The following is a 23396-nucleotide window of genomic DNA, read 5'->3' as shown; positions in this document are numbered from 1 at the left end:
CGGATCATATTCCCGACATGGTGTCCGTCGACGAATTGACCAACAAGCGAGAAACGATGAGTTGGTCGATCGTCTCGCGTGCATTGCCAGGTGCCTCGTCCTGTCCGAGGTGGATCTTCCGAATGTGAGCACCAGCGATGAGATCGTTAATCAGCATCGCTATCTGTTGCGGGTCTACGTCATTGAAGATTCCCTTATCGATTCCGTCTTGAAGAATTTCGCTCAGGTGGGCGACGTACTCATCGGTGAGGTCGTTGAGAAGTCGCTGGTGCTCTGCGTTGTGGTGGGCCTGGGCCTGGATTTCGTAGACGACCGTGAAGACCTTCCAGAACTCGTCGTCGTCCATGTACGTACTCAGCAAAATATTGTCGAGTTCAGCGTTGAGCTTCGTCAATGGATCGGCGTCCATCGAACTCGCGATCTCCTCGTGTTCATCGCTAAGAAGGTATACCAGCAATTCGGTGATCAGTTCGTCTTTCCCGTCGAAATAATGGTGAATGAGTTGGCGGCTCTTGCTGAATTTAGCGTCAATGTCCCGTACACCGAGGTCGGCATATCCGGTCTCGTATACTGCTGAAATCGTCGCTTCGATGAGCTCTACGTACGTGTCCTCAGGAATTTCAGAAGAATTTTTGGACGCCATTAGCTGGTGATAGGAAGGGTAGGTGACGAATCTTCTTGAATCATTCTGTGCTACCGGAAGGCAAGTTTTAGTGCACTCTCCAGAGAGACATCCGGTCGACGTAGTTTCTCATCCCAAGTTGTCGCCGTCTCGTGGTTCACCAGCGCCCTCGTGATGACCAGGGAGGTCTGGCACTCGTCGTGGTCGATTCGGTGTGACGGCATGAGCGAGTAGTTCGAAGTCGGTTTCGAGCGGATAGTCAAGGATCGGGCTCGGATCTCTGAGCGCCCAGTTGAGAGCGATCTCCGACACACGAGCGACCGGATTCCACGTGTCGTAGTAAGCGTCGTAGACTCGTTGCATCTCGTCGGCCTCCATGTAACTCAGTAGTTCGTACCCGGTCGCGCTGCGTTCGAGGAACAGTGTTTCCGTATACATGTTCTCCATATCGATCATCTCGACACTCCACGTCTCAATTGGGCCGAGATTCAATTCGCCTGTTTTAAATCGATGCGTGAGGGCCGTGAACCAGTCTGCGAGACGTTCGGGAAGGCCGGCGGCGATCCACACGCTCACTAACGCTATATCCGCCGTTCGCTCACCCCCAGCATCCGTGATACGCTGGGACGCCACTCCGTCGGAGACATCCGTCCGGGGCCGAAGCGGATTCACCGCGTGGACGAGTAATTCACGCTCGATCGTCTCGTCAGTGTCGGCCAGCGCGTCGTGGGTGAGGGGGAACGCCTCTGAGACAGTCGCCTCGGGATCATCCCAGTCGGCGATCGTAGACCGAGGCAGTTCGACGTACCAGACGAGTTCAGGAGTGGTCGGATCTCGGTTGAGGAAGAGCGACGCTGTCGTTGCGCCGTCGAGGCTGAGGAGCGCGCTTGGCTCGTCCTCGAACATCGCTTTTGAGACAGCCTCTCTGATCGCGTCGACGTGTTGTGGATCGATACGGCGACGAACGAGGAACGCCCGCATGTGCCGCTCGTCGATGAACTCGTCCGTCGAAGAAGAGTCGGAACGACGCAGAGACCGGTGCAACCAGGCGGCGGTACCGAGTGCGAGTCCGCCGAGAATCAACCCTCGGCGCGATCGAATTCGCATAGTATGACTTGATCGACAGTTGGGTTGGCTCCATTCCCGAAGCGTATCGGTGATTCAAGTAGTCTCGCTCCAATGGCGTAGCTAATGAAATCGATGTCTGTAGAGCTCCGGTACAGCGACGAGGCGCTTATCCCCCTCCACAGGGGGCTCTGTGAGTCACCTGCTCTGGACCGGGAGATCATTCTGGGTGGCCAGTCTGTCGACGGCGTTGAAACCATCAGTTCGTTCGTCTACGGGAGCCCGGACGCCTACGAGTCCATACTGGCCGAGCAGGAATCGGTTCTCGAGTACGATCTCACGACCGACGAGAACGGGTTCTTCGTCTACCTCCGGCAGGAGCTCGGTCCGCAGGGACTGTCGATGATGGATTCGCTCGCACAGGACACGGTCGTGATCGTCCCTCCGATCGAGTTTCGCTCCGATCAGACGATGCGAATGACCGTCGTTGGTCATCCTGACGATCTCAGAGCCGTTTCGGATTCGATCCCCGAGGGAATTTCGATCGAGATCCTAAAAATCGGCGACGGCGTCATGACGTTTGAGACCTCGATATCCGAGCGCCAACAGGACGCACTCCGAGTCGCGTGGGATGTTGGGTACTTCGACGTGCCACGACGAAACGGAATCGAGACTGTCGCAGCTGAACTCGACTGTGCCATCTCGACCGCCTCGGAACTCCTTCGTCGAGGAGAGGCACATGCGATCAGTCAACTACTCGAAACAGACCTGTAAGTCGCCGTATTCGTCCTAGAGCTAGTCTACGGCCCTCGCGGATATATAAGCAGACGAAACGTATCGGATGAACGGTGTTCCTCCTGGTAGTACAATAACCGGTATGGAACACACGACCGCGAAGTTCCGAATTACGACCGGCGTACTCACTCCACTCGCTGCTGTCGGGACTTTGGTGGTTAGTGCTGCGCTCTCGACTACCTACACGTGGCCAGGTGACCCGTTTTCAGTGATAGGCGGGGAAGCGACTCTCTTGGCGTTGCTATTCAATGCCGGCCTCGTCACGACCGGCCTCCTCGCGTTTCCGTTCGCAACTCGACTCTGGACTACCACGAGTAGCAGGGTGTCATAGAAAAGTTCCCACCCTCTCTCTGACTACCCGACAAACAGTAAGTACAGGTTCAACATGTCTCGCTTAATATAGCTCAAATTTTATTATAGAGTGTCAGGGCCGTGGTGAATTGCCATAGAGCGTTGGATTTTACTGTGTAACGGCACGCCTGATATTGTAGACGACACATCAGGATGATTTCACGGAACTCACGTCACAACATTCTCAGTGAAGCGGGAGATTTTGGACATGAACCATCTGCCGTTTCCCGCTTCACCTTCCTAGATTTGACGGTCGAAGTCCGTGCTATCCGGCGATTCACCAGAGCCCGAAAGAAATATATTCATTGGAAGTAAAATTTGGAACATGTACTTTCATGAGTAAGGACAATACCTCTGAACACGGGTCTATGAGGATGACACGCATTCGATACGTTCTTCTGACAATCTGTGGATTTCTTTTTGCTTGGAGTATTTTCTGGCTTTTTTTCGGCGAAGACTCCTTCTGGGAATCGATGCGTACTGGAGTGATCGCAGCTCTCATTTTTACTGTTATTGTCTATCTCGTAGATCACTTCTAAGAACAATATTTTGATTTCCAATATAGTCTTGGGTTTCATTAATAAGTACCAGAGGATATATTTATGAGCATGGATGAGGTCGAACCGAACTGCGCGGCTGGACGTGGTCCGATTCCATGGGAGCACAGTGAGGATATAGTTGGATCGAACTGGATGGGACTCGAGTGGTCTGAGCCATATCGACTCGGGGACCGACTCGAGCCGGCGCTCCCTGAAATGGGCGTGTATCGGATTTGGCATCCAGATAAGGAGGGACTGTCATATATCGGTGAAACGGCGGCGTTTACTGATCGACTGCGGTCTCACGAGAAGACATTTGGTAGCGATGCACTGTTTTCGGTTGCAGCTCTCGACGGGCTGGACGCAGCACACAAACGGACCGAAGTTGAGACGGACCTGATCGGTGCACACTATCTGGCTATTCAACAAGCACCGATGGCACAATTCGGAATCTAACTGAGGTCACGTAATTGGAAGAGACTGAAAATCAGAGAGTGTTGCTGGTATATTAAAATGTAGTCTTTTAATATATTAAATTCATTTGACATATTTTGAGCGTAGAGCACGACCACTTCTCTCCTCAAGGCACTAAATGAGGGTATAGAATCATAATTTCCGTCTGAATACCTGTTCTAGCTGGTTCTCGAGTTCGGAGGCCTGCAGTACCTTGATCTCACTCTCGGCCTGTTCCTTGAGCGAAGCAGTCTCTCTTTGAAGATCCTGAACTACGAGCAGTCCATTCCAACCCGACCCGAAGTACTCCTCATCATCCCGTCCGAAGACGTACTCCTCATTGAGACGCAAAAAGGCGAGATACTCGAGTGTTTCCTTGATACCCCGCCGGATCGTGTCTTCGTTGGCGCTGTTTTTGACTTCGACGATCAGATACTCGTGATCGTCGTCGGAGATGACCTCGAGGACGATCACATCGGGCCGCCCAGTGTGATCCTGGTACTCCTTCTTGAAGTAGTTGCCAGCGATCTCCTTTGCCACGAGTTGCACCTTGTCGGTTCGGGACTGGCTGTCCTCATCTTCGTCGGGAACCGCAGTGAACGAGAGATTACGATCACGTGCAGAGTTGTCGTGGTAGAGGACGATCTCGTGGCCACCTTCGAATCGAGCAACTTCCTGGCGATCTGTTGCAATCGTCTGGAACTGCGGAGTACTCTCTTGTAGCTCTTCGATTGTTGCGATGAACCGAAAGAGCACGAACAGTTCGAAGAGTGAATCCGTATCGTCCGGCGCGATCGCGGTCTGCTCGAGTAACCGGCGGATTGCCTCAGAGTCTCCGTCGAACAGCCGTTGGCGCGATCTGAGCAGTGAGGCAGCGTTTCGATATACCTCCTGTCGGGAATCAGCGGCAGTGGTCAACATCCGCTCGGTCGGTTCGTAGGTATCGGGATCGCGGATACGTCGAACGTGGACATTACGCTCGACGATTCGCTGGAGTTCATCGATTAGATCGTCGCTCCCCTTCCAGGTCTCGGATACCCAGTCGTAGTCTGCACGAAGGTACTCTTCTGCCTCTCGGATTGTATTGTGGATGATCGAGATGAGTCGCTTCAAGACGATGTTCTCCGGGATGTCATAGTCCTCGGAGCGATTGTCGCAGACGAAAATCGAGTTGTCTCGAGGATACTGTGAGTAGCGCTTCTTGATGGTGTCCCCCCAGTTGATCCGACCGTCGACAGTTCCGCGTCTCGTTCGAGAGGTCGTTCGGGTTTCGGTGCGGATGCTGCGCAGTTGCTCGGAGAGGTTCCGGACGAACTCAACGACGTCTTTTTGGAGGATGAAATGGAGATCCAGCAGGAGTTCGTACTCTTCGAAGCGCTCGTCCAGTTGTTCCGGTTTGAGCGACCGGGCTAACTCCTGTTCGGGGAACGAACCTCGCATCGCATAGGCGAGGATGTCCTCGGTGAGCTGGCCGAGGAGTTCGTCTCTATTCATTCTCTGTAAGGGTTACTTGGAGCATTTCCTGGGCTGCATCCGTGAGCAGGTCAGAATCGAGATCCGGGACGGCGGTGAGTTCTCGGACGATGGTTTCCCGTTTTGGGACGCCTTCTAATTGCGGGAAAATGTAGCTGATGACGGCCTGGGTGAGGTGATACTTGAGGTCGTCAGCATGGAGTGTGACATACTGGAGAACGTCCTTGATGATTGCCGGGCCGATCGCTCGTTCGTCGACGGCAGTGTTCGTTGTCCGCCAGACACGACCGACTGCTTGTGCTTCTTGCTGGTTGATGTCGAGATCCCAGACGTCGGCGTACTCGTGGACGAGCTCCGTTGCTGAGTCTTTGGTCTCGGAGGTTGGGTTCTCGAGGTCGGGTGCTGGAACACGAATGAAGGCGAAGCGACGCATGAACGCATAGCTCATCTCGTACAGCGAGGTCTTGTCGTAGGCGTTCATCGTCGCAAAGATGCGCCATGAGTTGGGGACGACGAACTGGTGGGGTTGTGCAGTGCCGGTGAGGTCGTCGTGGGTTGTGAGTTCGACTTCGTTGTCGTTGGTAGTGTAGGGTAGTTGGACGGACTGGCCCGAAAGGAGCGTGAAGAGCTGGCCGAACGCCTTGTCGATGTCTGCGCGATTGAGTTCGTCGACCACGAGGAGGTCGTTGGACTGGCTTTCGTTTTGGCGGTCCTTGAGGCAGTTGAGAACGATTCCTGGCGTGAACGAGAGGTCTTGGCCGTTGTCGGTGGATTCGCTCGGCATGTAGCCGCCCACGGTGTCGAACGTCGACCAGTCAGCGGTGGCTGTGGTCATCTCGAAATCCGTGTAGAGGTAGGGGTGAGTGTCGGCGAGATGTTCGCAGACGCGTTCGGCGATCTCTGTTTTTCCTGTTCCGGGCGGGCCAGTGAGGAGGATGTGTTTGTTCGATCGAAGAGCTGTGGAGATCTGCTCGAGGATTTGGTTGGCTGTGTTGCCTTGGAAATGGAGATCCTCGAGGATATCATCCGAGAGCGTACTCTGGAGGGGCTTGTGTGGGTTTATTGTTGTGACTTCGGTCAGATCATTGGCCATTGCCTTGATAAGGGCTCTTGGGCGCTCGTAATCGATTTTGTCGTCGGGTGTTCGGAAGGTCCCGTACATCGACTGTGCTGGGAAAGCCCTGCCGGTAGCGTTTTTGCAGAGTTGGTTGGCCTCCTCGATTGGGAGGCAGTTCGTGGTGAGTGCGGCAATTTCCTGTGTGATCGTGGAATGGTCTTTTTCAGTGATCCCTCGAGTGGTGTCGATTGCTTTGATGTCGCCAGTGAGGAAGATTTGATCGAAGCTTGCGATCATCGAGAACTCCTTATTCTCTTGGTGTTCGTCCCACCACCACGGCTCGTCTTTCTCGTGTTTTTCGCCGAAGATTCCGACGCCGATTATTCCAGCTGGTTGGTTTTCTAGATCCGGGTCAAATGGTTCGTCTCGAGAGTGCAGTATTGCGACGTCTCCCTTTTCGACCTTGTTCCATCGGTTTCGATGTCCGTCTTCGAACGAGGTTGATCCGTATTCGATGGCTGTGAGCCAGTATTCTGGTGGTGCCGTGGTTTTGTAGACGGATGGCTTCGTTGTTTGGAGATGGGTTATCAATGGGTGATCTGTGTCTTGGATAGATTTTGTTTCCTCAAGGCTGGTGTCGGTGGGTAGATCCGGTTGAGGGCTATGTTCGTCGAGATTTTCCGTTAGGAATTCTCCTCTGCCAAGAGCTAAGAGATAAGCACCAGCTGCTTCTGAGAGATTGAATAGATACTGTTGGTTGATCCCGGCTTGATTGATCGGATAGTAACGATCTAATAGGACATTATCTCTGGCCAGATACGAGAATACATCGGAGAACGGCAGTGGCTCCTCGAATTCTGTAACATCCACGTCAATTTGTCGGTAGTCATCACCGTTCTCGGTTACTAAATAGACGGGGCTGACGACCTCTGAGTATCCAACGATAGCGCCATTACGATAGTTGAAGACAGTGTCTCCGATTTCGAGTTTCTGCAAGTCATAGTTCGGGAAGTCTGTGCGAGGTGCCCGTAGATATCCCTCTTTAATTTCATCTGGATTATTGCTCTGATTGACCCAGTAGTAGGGCGCTGTCTCTGTAAGAATGTCGTCGTCAATAAAGGTCTTTTCCGAAGGACTCGGGGATTCTGCGTCAAGACGTGTATGGTCTCCTGCAGTCATTGATTTGGGGTACAGTTGGTCGTCCTTGATTTGGTCGAGGAACTCCGGAATCGACTGGTACTTTGAGTGGAAGTCTGAGTCGGCTCTCTCAAAGTTGATCGCGCTGTAGGTGTCGTTTGGCCAGCCTTTGAAGCCCAACGTTTCCCAAAGCTGTTCTCGATCGAGGTCGGCTTCATAGACCGGCTCGAGAAACATAATGTGGTGGAACGTAGCGTCGATCGCTTCGCCCCAGCTAACAGCGTCCGTGAAGACGGTGGCCGTTTGTGGGTCGAGGAGCGTTGAATGAGCAACGCGAGCAAGAACCGTATACTGACCATCATGTCGTCTATCTCTGTCAGCGAAGAGGAGGTAGTCGCCGACCTCCGCGGCGTCGTCCTCTCGGTTCCCCCAAACTCGGAGTTCCTCGTGATCGATCGGAATTTCGATGATCTCCTCGAGGGAATCCCGAGGGACTCCATCCAAGACGGTGCGCTGGAAGTTTGTGCGGATTGGATTTTGGCCTGTCTTTACCGGGACCTGGTAAACAGTCGGTGATGTAGACTGGTCTTCATGTGGATCAACGAGGCCCGAGATGTGACTGGTCTCGAGATTGTCGGCTGTCGATTGCTTATCGAACTTCTCTCGGAGCAACTTCTTCCCAAAGGATGTCAGTTCGTATTCTCTAGTGGTCTGCTTTTTCTCGATCGCACCGATTGCTTCAAGCCACTCGAGGTGTCTGCCAACGACCGCTTCTGGGAGTTTGTACTCAGGATATGCTTCCCGGAGGTTGTCTTGGATTGCCGCTGCGGTGGTTTGGCCGTCATCGAGCGTCTGTAAAATTGTATCAAAGCCGTCGACGTGCTCGAAGAGAGCGTCAAAGATGAGTTCTGGGTCTCCGGTGTCTGCAAACGCTGCTCCGCGGGATGTTGTTCGGTACTGGCCTTGCTGGAGTTCGATTAGGCCGATTGAGTGCTGGAAACCGACATACGTCTGGATAGTAGATTCGCTTTCTGCAGTTGTATTCGATTCGAGCCAGTCTTGGAGTTCTGATTTGTCTGGTTCGGTAGCATCGACGAATTTGAGTAGTGATTTCAGGTTCTCGAGTCGCTCCTCAACGCCCCCGAAGAAGCGATCGGTAGTCATTCGGCGGTCGTTCGCCATAGTAGTAGATGCTAAGTTAGGAAGTTGAATGTTCTTCTTGATCGCCCTGTGTACTGCTTCGAGTCTCGTATACAGAAAAGTACTAAGAGCGGATGACGTAGCGGGATTCCTTTCAGACTCGCTGCGAAGTCGGATCGGTGACCTTGGACAAACGCGACAGTTCGATCCAATTCCGCGGGGGCTTTGTCATTTTGAACGGGTTATTCAAGTATAAATCCGCGCTCGAGATTCCGAAGGACGGTGTCGGCCGCCGGCACGTTCCGGCACTGACAGAGCCATCCGAGTGAGCAGTCCCGGCCAAGAACGTCCAGAGGAACGAAGTCGCGTCGATGTGGCGGTCACGTTCGATGAGGTCGGTGGCGCGACTGTGGTCGCGCACCGACCGGGGAGGGATCAGGGAGTTCAGATTTTGGCAGATGAGGTGAAGCCATCGATCCATGTCTCCGCATGTGTGTGGGCGGGAGTTGTCCCTGCTGGTCGAGCTGGATCCTTAAGCGATAACGGGTGGGTCACAACTGGTATCGGAAATATACCCACGGCTCTGTAGATTTTGAGTGACCGACGCTCTTACACGGGTTCCAACCGTATCTGCCAGCAACTACCTGCCATGGGCAGAACTGATCTTCCGTTTGGACGAACTGATGTGACTTTTGAGGAGGTCTCAAATTCTGTCTCGGTCGAACCCACTGTTGATGAACTCGTTGCACAGGGTCGGGTCGAGGCAGTTGCACGAGCGCAGGTCAGAAAGTTCCTCTCTGTTGTTCCAGACTTACTCGACTGGCTTGCTACGAACGGACGTGTATATCCTTGGCGCCAGACCACCGATCCTTGGCGAGTCTATATGTCAGAAATTCTCCTCCAGCGTACACGAGCCGATGCCGTCGAATCTATATATGATGACTTTTTCCAGACGTTCCCGGATCCAGAATCAATCCTGCTAGCAAATGAAGAGAGCATCTATGAACTGGTTCGACCACTCGGTTTTGGCAACCAGCGAACCAGGACTCTGCGAGATGCTGCTACAATCATCCGAGAAGACTACGGAGGCCAAGTTCCTGAAGATCTTGACGCACTGCAACGGCCATGGAGGGCTGGACCTTACTGCGCACGTGCAACGTTGCTTTTCGCATTTGGAGTTTCCATAGAGCTAGTTGATACAAACTTCGTGCGAGTCTTCAGTCGCGTATTTGATTATGAGATGCCCTCGCAACCGCACAAGCGAGATCAGGTTTACCAGCTAATTAGAGGGGTTACGCCAACTGATCCAGAACTGGCCCGTGCTTTTAACCTTGCAATTCTTGATATAGGTGCAGTAATCTGTGAACAGTCCAGTCCGGAGTGCTATCACTGTCCCCTGAGAGAGGGATGTGCTTACCCAGAGGAAAGCCAGAATGCAGTTTCACAGTAAAGATGCAATCACAGAACTCGAAATCATCATAAGTACTGGTCTACCACGAATGTACAATGGCTGACCGCCCTACTGCTATTGATCTTTTCTGCGGTGCAGGCGGTATCTCCGCAGGGCTCGAAGATGCTGGTTTTGAGGTGATACTAGCTGTCGACTCGGATGACGACGCGATAAAGACATATCGGCATAATTTTTCAGAGCCAAAATACGGAGCCATCACTGCGGACCTATCGGAGCTGGATCCGGAAACAGTACTTGGAGATATTCAGCAAGTCGAAGTCGACTTGGTGGCTGGTGGCCCACCCTGTCCGACGTTTTCGAGTATTGGCCGTTCAAAAATCAAATCTCTCGATAACAGATCACCGGAATCGGATGACCGTCATCAACTCTATGAGGACTTCCTGAGATTTGTTGATTATCTGTCACCAGCTGCGTTTCTAATGGAGAATGTGGAGGGAATGCTTTCCTCGAGAGGTGCAAATGGGGAGCTAATTGTAAATCTCATTCGAGAACAGATGGAGGAACTCGGCTATACAGTATATGTTGAAGAAGTCGATGCTGCTGATTTCGGCGTTCCTCAGCACCGAAAACGGGTGTTTTTTGTCGGAGATCAGGGCGAACCAACCCATTTTGATCTTGAAGAATGGGGAACACATCGCCCACCAGTGCGTGATAAAGAGAAAGACATGAAACTTCGGACCAAGCCAGATGCGTTCGGGTCATCCTCTCAGAGCACTATTACTGAATACGGACCAGAGAACCCAGAAAGGGAGTGCGAGTTTCAGCAACATCCGAGACAAAAGCAACCACATGTAACCGTTGCTGATGCGATATTCGATCTTCCACCAGTCTCTCCAGATGGGGAAATGCCACCAAAAGAAGCAACCGAGTATACTGTGCCTGCACTGACGAACTATCAGGACTGGGCTCGAGATATTCCTGCGGACAGTGACTGGCAAGAGGTAGAATTAACCAATCATAGTTCGCGCGGCCAGAACATCACTGACCTCACACTCTATAAAATACTCGGAGAAGGTGTTGGGTGGAACATAGGGGACGTTGACACCGAATTGCAGCCATATCGAGAAGATATCTTTACAGACAAATACAAAAAGCAGCATCCTCGGGAGCCTGCATCAACAATCGTAGCCCATCTTCAGAAGGACGGACATATGTTTGTTCATCCCCGTGAGGTCAGATCATTAACGGTACGGGAAGCCGCTCGACTTCAGTCATTCAAAGACACGTTCGAGTTTCTCACCTCTCGAACGAGCGGATTCCGTTTGGTAGGTAATGCTGTTCCGCCACTTCTTGCTCGAGCAGTGGCTACGGCAATCCGCGAAGAGCTGCTGTAGGGAAACCTCATAGAAGGATCTGTGAGACTAATTCCGGCTGTTCAGAAATCTTCGTCTTACAAGACGTGACAAGACCAGGAGCTATTTATATCATCAGTGTTAAATGGATTCACTATGTCGAATCAGGGTGTGTCTTGCGGTTCTCTTTCCATACCATCCATCGTACGTGACGCCCCAGCCACGGAGCAACGGCAACATCGCGAATTTCTATTTGACCACCTTGATTTTGTAGCCGACGTCCTGACTTCCGAGCAGATTCACCGAAAGAGGGATCTTCCCGCCTGCTGTCCTCGTGCGACCCCAGAAACCATTGCACGACGCCGCCGGGATAATGAGGCCTACCCCTGTCGTTATACTACTGTGGACAAGCCGACAGGAAGCATCTGTCCGGGCGCTCCGTGTGAATGCGGAGATCCACTTTGCGGTAGCGACGATCCTCTGGACTCCGTTGCTGCTGTTGCCATATCGAATTCGGGCAAACCAGCCAGCCATCTCTATTTTGAAAAACAGGAACGGAATATAATTTCACACCTTCGCTCAGAAATAGGAATCTGGGAAGAGATTGCTGACCTTGACTACACCGATCTCCGCAGTCATCTTCAGAGTTCACCTATCAATAGTAATGATACGAAGATGGTCACCTCAATTTTGCAGGCTCTTCTTGACGAGGTGGCGGAATTGAAATACACTGATGGAATTACTCTCGCGGACTTTAGTACGATGCAGTATGAGAGGTATCAGGAAGTGCTGGCCTCTCTCTTGGGTATTTCTGATGACGAAGCTTGGTGGCTTGTGCTCACTGCATTTGACAAGCCGGTGTGGCCAGCAGATCCAAAAATCGACTCGCTTCTATGTTCGTTTGGACTTTTGACACCAGCAGAAGCAGAAACTGCAAGACCGAGACACGAATTACTGGAGGATAAAATCACTGACCGGCTGATTCCGGTTTTGCACCGTGCTCTGGCCGGACATGCCTGGAACGGTGGGATGGACGCATGCAACCAAGATTGTGAACTGAAGAAATTCTTGCTCTCGCACCGACTTCGCGTCCAAGAGTCAACAGATCCCGAGATAGCTGCAGTCGATCTATTTGCGGGTGCAGGAGGCTTTTCTTGCGGTATTGCTGATGGCGGTTTTGACGTGAGATGGGCGATAGATAATAATGAACACGCCACAGCGACATATCGCTTGAACCATCCCAAAATCCCTCATCAAAATATCGTCTGTGATGATATCCGTGAAATAGATGCTGTAGATATGATACGATCGGTGGTCGGCTCGCCTGATCTGGTCGTCGGAGGCCCGCCCTGCCAGTCTCTTTCTCAGGCAGGCTATCGGTCGCGGCTTGCCCATGATGAGGAGTACAGTATCCTTGACGATGACCGAACTACACTGTATAAAGAATATATCGAGATAATTCGGGAACTTCAGCCTAGGGCGCTTGTGATGGAGAATGTTGAGGGGATGGTGAACGAAGTGGGAGAAACTGAAATCAGTGTGATCGATCAGGTGATTGATGATCTAGAGTCGATAGCAGAAACTTCGGAACACGGGTACAAATTTAGTTACGAACTGTTAGATCTGTCTGAACTGGGGCTCCCTCAAAAGCGAGAACGCCTCATCTTGATCGGTATAAGAGATGATATTATCGAAGAAAAATCCGAGATTGACTCTTTATTCAGCTCTCTCTGTGAAAACAGCTCCAGCGATCGGACCATTAGACAGGCACTCGCGGGCCTTCCCAAATTGCTACGCGGAGAAGGTGGACGGGTTGTAGCTGGAAAACAGAAAGGCCGCCGCAGTGATTATATACACGAGAACAATATTGAAAAAGATTCTCTGTTGTCATTCAATCACAGGGCCCGCGAACATCCAATGGAAAAGGATCAGAAGCTGTTCGAAGAAGCACTGGAACCGGGCGATACCGGATGGGATGTTAAATACAAGAAGGATAGGAAATACGCAGATTTAATCGACTATGATGTGGGCACAGAGGAAAACCCCCGATTTAAGGATAAATACCGAATGCTGGAGTGGGATGAGCCTTCACCAACAATTGTGGCTCATCTAGCAAAGGATGCAAATAGCTTTGTGCTACCTGATTACTACAAATATGTCAGCAATAATGAAAAGATGGCTGATCGAAGACGATACCGAGGAATAACGCCTCGAGAGGCTGCAAGACTCCAATCCTTCCCGGACAGCTGGATCTTTCTGGGGCCATTCACCAGCTGGTTCCGTCAAATTGGAAATGCAGTTCCTCCAATGGTAAGCCGACAGATCGGTGAACTACTGTATTCAACTCTCCCCAATACCAAAAGTGGGGTTTCGATTGAAATTAGAGACAATCAGCAACCCGCAGCATCTGACGACTGAGATATCCAGTTGGGTACTCGCAGTCTACAGAAGTGGGACCTATAAATCGTCCGCGATCATCATGGATTCGGATTGGTTTCCCGGAGGTGTCGTAGTTATCTTCCGGACTTTCGGCCTATGACGTAGATGAACAGGGCGAAGACAGCAGTCCCGATTGCAGCCTCTGCCGTGGCAACCACACGCCCCCACATACCGTTCGGAGCAAAATCGGTGAACCCAGGCGAGACGAAGTTGGCAAGGCTAAACAGAGTTCCGTCCAGAAGGACATTGATCATCTCCTTGGCCGATGATGCCTGATGGAACGGTCCCAGTGATTCTCCTGCCGGCGTCGTCGCAAGCCCCAGTGAGTACAGCACCGCCGCGAGTCCGATGGTAAGTACTGTCCAGACCGCTAGGTTTCGATAGCCCTCACCATACTGGATTCCGTGTCTAGCGATGGTACGTTTCGCCCACTCCCATCCGGCGCTATGCATCGACTTATCTGTCACTTCTGGAGCAGTATCCGCCTCGCTTCCAACCAAGGGACCACGGATTCGCTCCTTAGCTTTCCGGAGCCATCCAAGTGCTGCCATCCGGAAATCGATCGCACTTGCCTGTCGCATTGCTTCCTCGCTCTGGATGTGGTGTCTAGCAATATCCTCTGTCAGGGAATTAGCCTCTGCAACTCGCTCCAGAGCCCGATGCGTACTCGAGGCCTGTCGATATGCCTCCTGAGGCGAGATATTCGCACTATCAGCAGGAACCTTGCCTGCCTCGTACGGTGTTTGTCTGGAAAATTCGGTATCGACATTGATCCGCGAGCCCGTCAGACCCGCCCCATAGAGGAAACTATCCTGTAGATTTGCTGCAAACAGATTTGCCCGTTCGAGAAGCGCTGCTTCGAGAACTGAGTGTTGAAGTTTACAGCCACGGAGATTACAATCCAGCAGTTTGGCTTCCCTGAAATTGGCCCCCTGAAACGAGGCTTTTCGACAGTTTGCAGCAGTGAAGTCTGCTTGCTCGAAACAGGTGTCGCTGTTCGCTCTCGCATTCTCCAGTGTTGCCCGTTCAATCGAGGCATTTGTGAAATCACAACCCGAGAGATTGGCACCCGAAAGATCCGCCTCACTCAGGTCAGCGCCGACAAACGACGCCCCCGACAAATTTGCCCCCGATAGATGAGCCCCCTTCAACGTTGCATCATCAAGGCATGCCCCTGACAGATCGACTGAGGAAGCCCGGACTCCAGTCAGATCTGCGTGGTCGAGATCAGCCCCCTGAAAGTGACTATCCGAGAGACTTGCTTCCCGGAAAACACCATCTGAAAGGTCAGCCTTCGAAAGGTCTACCTGCTCCAATGTAGCGTCCTGAAACCATGCCCCGGCCAATGCCGCATGGGGCAGTGAGACTTGCGTCAGTGTTGCCTCCGAGAAGTCTGCTGCCTCGAGTACAGGCTTGCTGTCCGCCGGATCGGCAGAAATCTCCGCCAGCGTTGCCTTCTGGAAGTTTGCCTCACTAACGTTCGCTCCCGTCAGTGTAACATCACGGAGCGTCCCTGACTGGAGTCCTGCCTCCTGAAGCTGAGCCTGTTCAAGATTAGTCTCGCTCAGTTCGACATCAGACATTGATGCTCCGCGGAGCTTTGTATTGGACAGATCTGCCCCGGCCAGTGTAGTTTGATCAAGCTCCGCATTGATCAATCGAGCATTTCGCAGATCAGCGCCATGGAGCTTCGATCCCGCTAGATTCGGATTTTCGAGACGGGCACTAGACAAGTTCGATCCCCGGAGATCGCAATCAATGAATCCTACTTGGTTCCCATCAGTTTCGATGAAATTGCTTTCTTTAAGTGAGCTTTCCGTGAACAGTACATCCGAAAGATCCGCGTTCCGGAAATCCGCCCGATTACCATGGATATCTACGAAACTACTATCGCCGATAGTTGCTGAGTTGAATTTCGCCTTCTCGAATTCAGCCCCATCCCAGGTAGAGCCAATTAGATGTGTTCGGCTCAGGACTGCGTGATTTGCCGCAGCATCCTCGAACGAACAGTCACTGAGCATAGCATCGGTGAAGTTGATTCCGCTGAGCTGTGCGTGCACAAACTCAGACCCATTCCCTGTGAAATCCTCGGCCTCTACCTCACGAAGATCCCCCCAGTTGAAACAACTACCAGTAAAGGTTGCACCTTCCAATGTCCCGTCTTTCAGCCCAATATTTTCAAAATTGACTGCTTTACCTGACGCATCTTCAAAATCCACCTCGGAGAGCATCGCATCGGAGAAATCCGCGCCGTGAACGCGAGTACTGCTAAAGTCCGCATCTGGAAGTGTGCTTTCCGAAAAGTCAGCATCGACCAGGCTTAGATTAGCAAATGATACGCTAGGGCCGAATCGAATATCGGCCAATCGGGCTTCGTCCAGACGACTTCTGGATCGGGCCGTGCCCTCGATTGTCTCCAGCAATTCCTGAAGTTCCGGGACTTGTCTCTGGGTGCTCCGGACATGCCAGATACAGCCCATAGTGTCCTCATAGACTGGCCAGTAGCAGCAGTACGCCCCGAGCTTGAGATCTGGGTGGGTCTCATCTTCGAAAACCGTTTGTTTGCAGATATTCATGGGTAAATTTGCTGCGCATTACCGGTCAGCACATGGTCGGCGAGATCAACCAGACCAGCGACCTGGGTTCCTTCAAGAATCGTCCCCACCTCCAAATATCTGCTAAAGGCATTTTCTGTGAAATTGGCACTTCCGATATATGCTCGCTCTCCGTCGACGAGAAGGAGTTTGCAATGAAGTGTGTATAGTGGATATACCTCTCTATCTTCGGGTGGCTCATAGTAGTCGAAGATCCGGAGTGATCCCGGGGTCTGCCCTTGGTCTGCATTAATGAGAGAATCCAACGCATGGCTGTTCGGTGATCCCATCTCGAGATCCTTCGAAATGAAATCAATGCTGACGCCGCGCTGGATGGCTGACCTCAGTCCCGGTATTAGCCACTCAACCCCTTCGGATTCGATGAAGGGACTGAGCAGGACGATCCGGCAAGATGCCCGACCACAGAGTTCCAGCAACCGTGATGTGATCTGTTCTAGGCCGAAATCAACCGGATGCAAATATTCGAACTGTGGATCCTCTTCCGGCAGTGTACAGAGCAACTCAAACTCCTCAGGCTCGCACCTGTCTTCCATTTCCCGTGAAAGAGCAAGCATCCGGCGAGCCCCCACCAGCGGTTCGATCACATCTTCTGCTCGAATCTCATACCGGATCTCTCCATTAACGAACTGAGTGTCGATCCAGCCACTGGCCTCCATATATCCGAGTGCATCCTCGAGCAATGTTTGCGAGATTCCATCCGGAACCTCCGAGAATATCTGAGAAGCAGACCCATGTGTTCGATCAGAATGAGAGAAGGCAAGAAGACCCCTGAGCAGTCGTTCGGCAGTCGACTGGTCTCCTAGCAGGGTCCCGAAATCCAGCTGTTTCAGGAGTGTCTCGGTGGATGGTTCTTCAGTCATCGGTCTCCTGTGAAGGGCGGTACTCCTCAGCGAGTTCAAGATATCCGGTCAGTGATCGTGAGGCAGTGACCTTCGAACCAAACAGGAAATCCCGACCAATGTTCCGATTCAGGTGTGAACAGGAAACTTCAGAGACATGCATGCAGCTGAAACAGGCTGATCCTCGTCGACTGCAAACTGGGTCATACACACAGTTGTTGCCTTTAGCATGAATCTCTGATAGCAGGTCTTCCAGATCTGCCTCAAGCATGGTATAGATCCCGCCCAGCGAGAAGTCCTCCCGCTGGTCGGTGTAGATGATGAACGTTAGCGCATACGGGAGGAGATGTTCCGAGAGACTGGTCCGAGATATCCCGGACAGACGGGTGATCTCTTTGAGTACACTATGAGAGAACGTATGAACTAGATTGTAGACGAAGTATGTCACTGCATTCTCGGGATTGTCTTCGATATTGATCGTGCTGTATTCCGGAATCTCGGTCATGTTATCCACGAGCCAGGCCCGGATCTCATTTTCATCCCAGTTCTCTAGTAACTCAACATCTTGCCGTGAGAGCTGGCTTCCTGCCAGCCAATCCTCAACAGATTCAGCGTCCCAGTCCCCAAGAATTGGCTGGAGACGGTCATCGGGAGTTCGGGCATCGTGGAGCTGTTCCCGGAGCAGGCGACCCAGTTCTTCGTCACTTCGACTGTTTTCGAGCAGCCAAACCAGAACAGCCCGGGGGTCCAGTTCGAACTGAGTGGCTTCTGTCGAGACGGTATCGACGAAGATCGGAAATCCCTCATTACTGGTATTGATATCGTTCTCACTGAAGCCCTGCAGGAGCGCTTCGTCTTCATCGCGACTTCCTCTGCTGTAGCCGAAGACAACATTTGTCATCGGGAAATCCTCGATGAATGTGGTGTTCTGGATTCCACTGGCCTCCAGCCGTCGCTCAACTCTCTCAGCCCGAGCTTCCCGAGACTGCTGGCTTTGGGGATCTTCAGATCCCGCCTCGGTGATAACGTCGCGAACACTTTTCCGGTCAAAATCTTCGACCGTGCTCAGATACTGGCGCAATTCATAGACTATCGTCGCATGATGGTCCAACAGTGTGACTTCACCATCCTCCTGTGGTTCAGTGATAGAGACATGATCTTCAACTATCTCTACGAGTGGATCCGTCGATGATTCTAGTTCCTCGATCCGACGTTCTGTTTCTTTAATTGATTTCTTCAGGTTCTGCGCTCCGCTCTGCTCGTACATATTCTTCAGCCCCTCGAGCGTAGTTTTGAGGTCCTCAACCTCTTCACCGCCCCCCGCAGCGTCGAGATCGATATCATCTAGGGGTGTATCGGTCAGATCCAAGTACCGAGCCAGCACCTTCTTCGCATAGACAGGGCTATCCGCACTGCCAGAAGTGCTTTCCTCGATATTGATCAGCGAGAAGTGGTGAGGGATGTGTACGCTGCTGCCACTGTGGACTGCAAGCCGCATCTTGCTGTTCTGAAGGTGACAATAACACCATGCTTGGGGTTTATCTTGATTGCCACAGTTCTGGCACTGCCATCTGAAATTTTCGAAGCGCTGGCTGTCCTGTGTGTTCAGTACCCACTGATCATAGTTTCCACATCCGCCACACCGACCGGGATTCGGTGTCTCGATATTGCCACATTCGTGGATGAACACGTAGCGATATTGCCTGAGGTCCCCATCACAGTGCCTGCAGGTCAGCGTGGTGTTATAGCGATCGAGTTCCTCTACACCATCGTACGTTTCAATGATTCTGCAATCCGAACAGTAGAAAAGTAGGGGAAACAGTTCACTGCGGACCTTCGTAGGTTCGACCAGTTGATACTGGCTCGTTTTCGGAGGGAATCCAGCAGCACCCAGAGAGTCCTCCGTTCCTTGCCACTGTCGAACCCGGGATAGCACTCGTTCCGCTACGAATTCGGTATCTACCTCAGAACTTGGAACGGCGTCTACCCCGGTGACTCGATGGATACCGTGGGGCCCCGCGTAATCGAAAGTCTTGCCGGGGAGGTAATTGAACAGTACCTGCGACCGCCCTCGAGTCATGTAGTTGTCGTCGCTCATGGTTACCTCTGGGACATTTTCCGGAAGATACGCTTGTCTGTGTCCGTGTCCGGAACGATTCGAATGGGTTCCTCGATGTCCCGCAAGCTCAACATCGGCGGTGGATTGAGCGCCTCCGAGGCCATGTCAGCATCAATATTCTCCAAGTTCCCCAGAGCTCGATCTAGTTCGTCCTCCATCTGTTGTTCGAACGCCTCCGGGAGTTCCCCATTGAGGTCTGCTCCGTAGGATTGCCGAAGCAACGTCTGGACATTGTCCTTGGTATCGATACTGAGATCTTCCAGTATCGAATTCTCGACCGTCATGTTTGGCTGCAGGGCCCTTGCGATCTCTTCGACTGGGTCACCGAAGTAGAGGTTTTCATCCGACTCGTACCACCACTGAGTCAGAACCCATCCAAAGAGCATGCCGGGCAGTGTTCGCTTGACGCTGAAGTGACTCCAGCGATTCAGCGGAACAGCCTCGACCAGCCGATCAAGGTACTCGTGGTACTTCTCGAACATATGATAGTGGCTCTGGTCTCGTTCCCGAGCCGGGTTAAAACAGAGCATAACGAGACCAGGATGCTTTCGACCAGCCCGAGAACTCGACTGGATGTATTCGGCAGTCTGGCGGGGCATTCCAAAGAAAACCATGTAATTGAACCGGTCAACGTCAACCCCGTGGCTAATCATATTTGTTGCTGCCAGCATATCGATCCGCTCAGCTGGATCTTTCGGCGGGTCTTCGAGATTGTTGAGGATACCCTCAACCTCGTTGAATTTCGTATCTCCCGTTAGTTCGTTTTCCAGTGGTGTCAGTAGATCTTCACGCTGCATGTAATCGGTGATCTGGCCACGAACGGACTCAATCAGTCGGTCTTTCTCGTCGTTGCTGATACAGTACGAAAGTGTGGTTTCATACAGTGAGAGGAGGTCCCGAAACTCGGATTCACTGCTGACAGTTTCCAGCCTGAGTTCCTCAACTAGCGGATGATCCCCACCCATCGAATCGATTTCCTCACGGATTGTCTCAATCTCATACGTCTGGTGATACATGAGATCAAGCACAGCATTGATGTGGGTTTTCCCGTGGGGCATAATGCCGCAGAACTGGCGTCGAGTCGTCTCCTCGGTCGTTGCATAGAAATTTTCGCCGTTATATGGGCCTGGCGCAGGGAACCGTTCGGCTTTCCGGAGATAGAGGTCTCTCACCTGTCGGTCATATTCCTCGATCGTTGCTGTCGCCGCTATGATCTTGGTACGCTGTTGACCGTTCTCACGCTGAAGAGTATCGATAAGGGTCTCGAAGTGACTGTCGAACGTGCCGAGTGTCTCCTCGAGCAGGTGAAGTTCGTCCTGAATCTGCAACGTCGGTGCAATGTCATGGGGCCTCCCCATCGGCGTCTCCGACAGCGGGACAAGGCGATCATCAGGATCTGCATCGCCGCCGTACCTGTCGTGGCAGCCGTACTTCTCAGTACATTCGCCGCCACTGGCGAACCCGTGATCGGGACACCAATGCGTCATTTTACCGGTATAAAGATGTCCAGACTTCCGTTCGTAGTCGACAGCTGCAATCTTGTCGATCGTTCCTACCACCATTGACGGGGCATACCGATAGATCTCGTTGTCCACAACGTGGACTGGCAGTTCGTCCCCGGCGAAGATCTGGTAGGCCCCCGAGACGTCTTGGTTCCGTTGCTGCCAGTCACATTCATCCGGTGATGCCGTACAGCTGTGTGCCAGCCGAATATCCTCGGTGACGCGGAGCGTTGCCTCGCTTTCACAGACGGGGCACCGTGGGAGGACCTGCTTCTCGTCGCGGAGCCCCTTGTCATCCCTGTATCGCAGATACTTCCGGATATAGTCCTCGTCATCGGCATATTCAGCGCTTGTGTAGGAGGTCAGCTTGTTCGGTGTGTTCGAAGAACCAACTAGGTACCCAAGCGAGAGGGGCAGCCCACCCTTCTCTCGTAACACCGGGTCCTCGAGGCGGACCATTTCTGCGTGCATCAGAATCTCACAGATCCGCTGGGTCTGCTGCAGGGAAAGTAAGCGAAGCGGGAACCGAGTCCAAGCAGAAACACCGTACTTCTTCCCCCGATATCGATCGAAGAAGGCGCTGAAAACGGCCAGCCCGAGATATGCTTCGGTCTTGCCCCCGCCGGTCGGGAACCAGACAATATCCACCAAGTCAAGAGCCTCCATGTCGTCACCATTGAAATTCCGGGACTCGGAGTCAACAGTATACTGGTTCTCTTCCTTTCGCCACGTCACTTCGCTCCACTCCTCGTATTTGGAGTCCCTAGTAGCAATATCAGGCAGTACTCGGAGGATAAAGACCAGCTGGAACAGACGCCAGGATTCATACTCTGGCTCACCATCAGGTCCCTCGACCTTGCTGCGGAATGTCTGGTTCATCAGCTCGAAGGCCCGGGCCACTCGCGGCTCATGATCGGGATCTTCGCTGGCTCGCTCGATATCAGACCGGAGACACTTTACAGCCCGGCGACAGCGCTGGATCTCTCGTCTGAATGCTTCTTGGTCACGAGCCATGTCCTCAGCATCTTCTTCGAAGAAATCGTCGCGTTGCTCGTAATATTCCGTGCGTGCTTTTTTGAAGCCCTTTTCATAGTCTTCCAAGTACCACTCCATCGCATCGATCAGATCATCCAGCGCTTCGAGGCCACCGTTTTCCAGATCTGCCAGCGTCAGGAACCCTATATCCGGGACAGGATCCAGTGATTCAGGATCTCTGGTGACGAACCGCTGTTGTCTGTGAGTTGGGAGGTACTCCGTTTCGAGCATCCCAGATGGCTCTCCGTCCGGACGGACCACAGTGCAGTTTGTCCCATGGCCAGGGATTTTCCTGTCGTACCGGAAGTCCTCTTCCAGCCGTTCGAACGTGAAATACGTGAAGTCCCCGGTCGTCAATTCCAGTCTTGCCTCGACATCGAACAGCGTCGTATCAAAATCATACCGGCCATAGTCGGAATCGACTCCCTTTGTATCCGGATTTGCATCCGAGTGGTTCTCCACGACCAGTGTCCCCTGAAGGATCGGCTGGTCAGTATCGACTGGCTGGTTTTCAGTCCGCCGAGAGAATTCACAGGTTACGTCGAAATCCCAAGGAGGACAGAGGATCTCTGACTCTGGGCCGGCCGTTAGTTCGTCTATCAACGCCTGATAGCGGCACCGGGACTCCTCATCGTCATCAACATCGAGGAATCCCGCGGGGAACGTATATTCACCATCCCATCGCGTATCGATATCTACCGGAGCGTCCATCTCATCAACCGGACTCACCGAGAGCGGGCGATCCACGTGTTCCGAGGGTCGCCACACTGGTGGTTCTTCATCCGAGGCCTCTAGCTCACGGATTCGACTCTGGAGGTGATCGGTGAATTGTCCGAGAATCTGATTCTCGATCTCGGCCGGCCTAATTTCCCCCTTGGCGACATCCTCAAGTGAGGGAATCTCGACCGAGATCGGTCCAGTCTCGAATCTGAGACGTCGGTAAACTGGTGTGAACCGGTCCTGTTCGTCGTCGCTGGATCTGGATTCGTCTTCCGACTGGTCCCCAAGTGCAACGGAGGTTTCATCGACCTGCTCATCAAATGTCGGGAAAGTCCGATAATAGATATTTCCAGACACCCTGACAGACAGGCCAGAGGCCTCCTCCGGATCCACGAGGAATTCGGCCTGCAGGGCTGACGGATTGAGTTTTGCCTGCATCTCATCATCAAGATCGCTGTGGCCGGCCTCTTCATCTGAGACAAGCTGCCCGGCGAAATACCGATCAGACGGTCGGTCAATGACAGACTTTCGGTCCTCAGGACGTCGATTTCCAGTCCCGCTGATCTTCTGGAGAACCCGCGACCCGATATACTCTGCAAATCGCGCCTGATCGCGATACTCCGCATCGCCTATTTCCTCTGTTGGTTCTTTCAGTGTCTTTTCTGCGTCAGGGAATTCCGTTACAGGGTCCGTTGTGGTCACTTCTTCGTCCATGCTCTGTTGTGGATTGTT

13 protein-coding genes are annotated in these 23396 nt (G+C 52.5%); 5 read left to right on the top strand and 8 right to left on the bottom strand.

Features of this window, described 5'->3' with window-relative positions:
• Positions 1 to 4: 4 nt before the first annotated feature.
• Complete coding sequence (locus SM755_RS19480) at positions 5 to 643, bottom strand: TetR/AcrR family transcriptional regulator (protein WP_323174112.1); 639 nt, start codon at positions 641 to 643, stop codon at positions 5 to 7.
• A 108-nt stretch (positions 644 to 751) separates the two neighbouring features.
• On the bottom strand, positions 752 to 1729 hold the full coding sequence (locus SM755_RS19475; RefSeq protein ID WP_323174111.1) for a hypothetical protein: 978 nt from the start codon (positions 1727 to 1729) through the stop codon (positions 752 to 754).
• A gap of 84 nt (positions 1730 to 1813) precedes the next feature.
• Between SM755_RS19475 and SM755_RS19470 the strand changes: the two genes are divergently transcribed.
• Together SM755_RS19470 and SM755_RS19465 are read left to right on the top strand one after the other, a co-directional pair.
• Complete coding sequence (locus SM755_RS19470) at positions 1814 to 2461, top strand: helix-turn-helix domain-containing protein (protein WP_323174110.1); 648 nt, start codon at positions 1814 to 1816, stop codon at positions 2459 to 2461.
• 103 nt (positions 2462 to 2564) lie between these two features.
• Positions 2565 to 2813, top strand: a complete 249-nt coding sequence (locus SM755_RS19465; protein WP_323174109.1) for a hypothetical protein — start codon at positions 2565 to 2567, stop codon at positions 2811 to 2813.
• A 1165-nt stretch (positions 2814 to 3978) separates the two neighbouring features.
• Here the strand turns inward: SM755_RS19465 and SM755_RS19460 are convergent.
• Together SM755_RS19460 and SM755_RS19455 are read right to left on the bottom strand one after the other, a co-directional pair.
• Positions 3979 to 5319 carry a hypothetical protein gene (locus SM755_RS19460; RefSeq protein ID WP_323174108.1) on the bottom strand — a complete coding sequence of 447 codons (1341 nt, stop codon included), beginning with the start codon at positions 5317 to 5319 and terminating at the stop codon, positions 3979 to 3981.
• Positions 5312 to 8674, bottom strand: a complete 3363-nt coding sequence (locus tag SM755_RS19455; protein WP_323174107.1) for an AAA family ATPase — start codon at positions 8672 to 8674, stop codon at positions 5312 to 5314. The genes SM755_RS19460 and SM755_RS19455 overlap by 8 nt, the downstream gene beginning before the upstream one ends.
• A 643-nt stretch (positions 8675 to 9317) precedes the next feature.
• On the opposite strand from SM755_RS19455, the gene SM755_RS19450 reads away from it, so the two are divergent.
• From SM755_RS19450 to SM755_RS19440, 3 genes are all read left to right on the top strand, one after another.
• Positions 9318 to 10082 carry a hypothetical protein gene (locus tag SM755_RS19450; RefSeq protein WP_323174106.1) on the top strand — a complete coding sequence of 255 codons (765 nt, stop codon included), beginning with the start codon at positions 9318 to 9320 and terminating at the stop codon, positions 10080 to 10082.
• A gap of 56 nt (positions 10083 to 10138) precedes the next feature.
• Positions 10139 to 11437, top strand: coding sequence for a DNA cytosine methyltransferase (locus SM755_RS19445; protein WP_323174105.1), 1299 nt, complete (start codon positions 10139 to 10141; stop codon positions 11435 to 11437).
• A gap of 114 nt (positions 11438 to 11551) precedes the next feature.
• Positions 11552 to 13813 (top strand): DNA cytosine methyltransferase, encoded by a 2262-nt coding sequence (locus SM755_RS19440; protein WP_323174104.1) that lies wholly within the window; start codon positions 11552 to 11554, stop codon positions 13811 to 13813.
• A 95-nt stretch (positions 13814 to 13908) separates the two neighbouring features.
• Here SM755_RS19440 and SM755_RS19435 read toward each other — a convergent pair whose 3' ends face one another.
• The 4 genes from SM755_RS19435 to SM755_RS19420 all read right to left on the bottom strand — a co-directional run bounded on the left by SM755_RS19435 (position 13909) and on the right by SM755_RS19420 (position 23378).
• Positions 13909 to 16200, bottom strand: coding sequence for a pentapeptide repeat-containing protein (locus SM755_RS19435; RefSeq protein ID WP_323174103.1), 2292 nt, complete (start codon positions 16198 to 16200; stop codon positions 13909 to 13911).
• A gap of 206 nt (positions 16201 to 16406) precedes the next feature.
• A complete protein-coding gene (locus SM755_RS19430; RefSeq protein WP_323174102.1) occupies positions 16407 to 17309 on the bottom strand; it encodes a phospholipase D-like domain-containing protein in 903 nt (300 codons plus the stop codon).
• On the bottom strand, positions 17302 to 19386 hold the full coding sequence (locus SM755_RS19425) for a hypothetical protein (RefSeq protein WP_323174101.1): 2085 nt from the start codon (positions 19384 to 19386) through the stop codon (positions 17302 to 17304). Before SM755_RS19425 ends, SM755_RS19430 begins: the two co-directional genes overlap by 8 nt.
• Before the next feature lie 2 nt (positions 19387 to 19388).
• The gene (locus SM755_RS19420) at positions 19389 to 23378 is read right to left on the bottom strand and encodes a helicase-related protein (RefSeq protein WP_323174100.1); all 3990 of its coding nucleotides are present in this window, start codon (positions 23376 to 23378) and stop codon (positions 19389 to 19391) included.
• Between the last annotated feature and the right edge of the window lie 18 nt (positions 23379 to 23396).

Origin of the sequence: Natrialba sp. PRR66 (assembly GCF_034808065.1) — an archaeon.
GTDB classification, from domain to species: domain Archaea; phylum Halobacteriota; class Halobacteria; order Halobacteriales; family Natrialbaceae; genus Natrialba; species Natrialba aegyptia.
The sequence above is the reverse complement of the archived record's forward strand: the minus strand, read 5'-3'. Positions and strand labels throughout refer to the sequence as shown.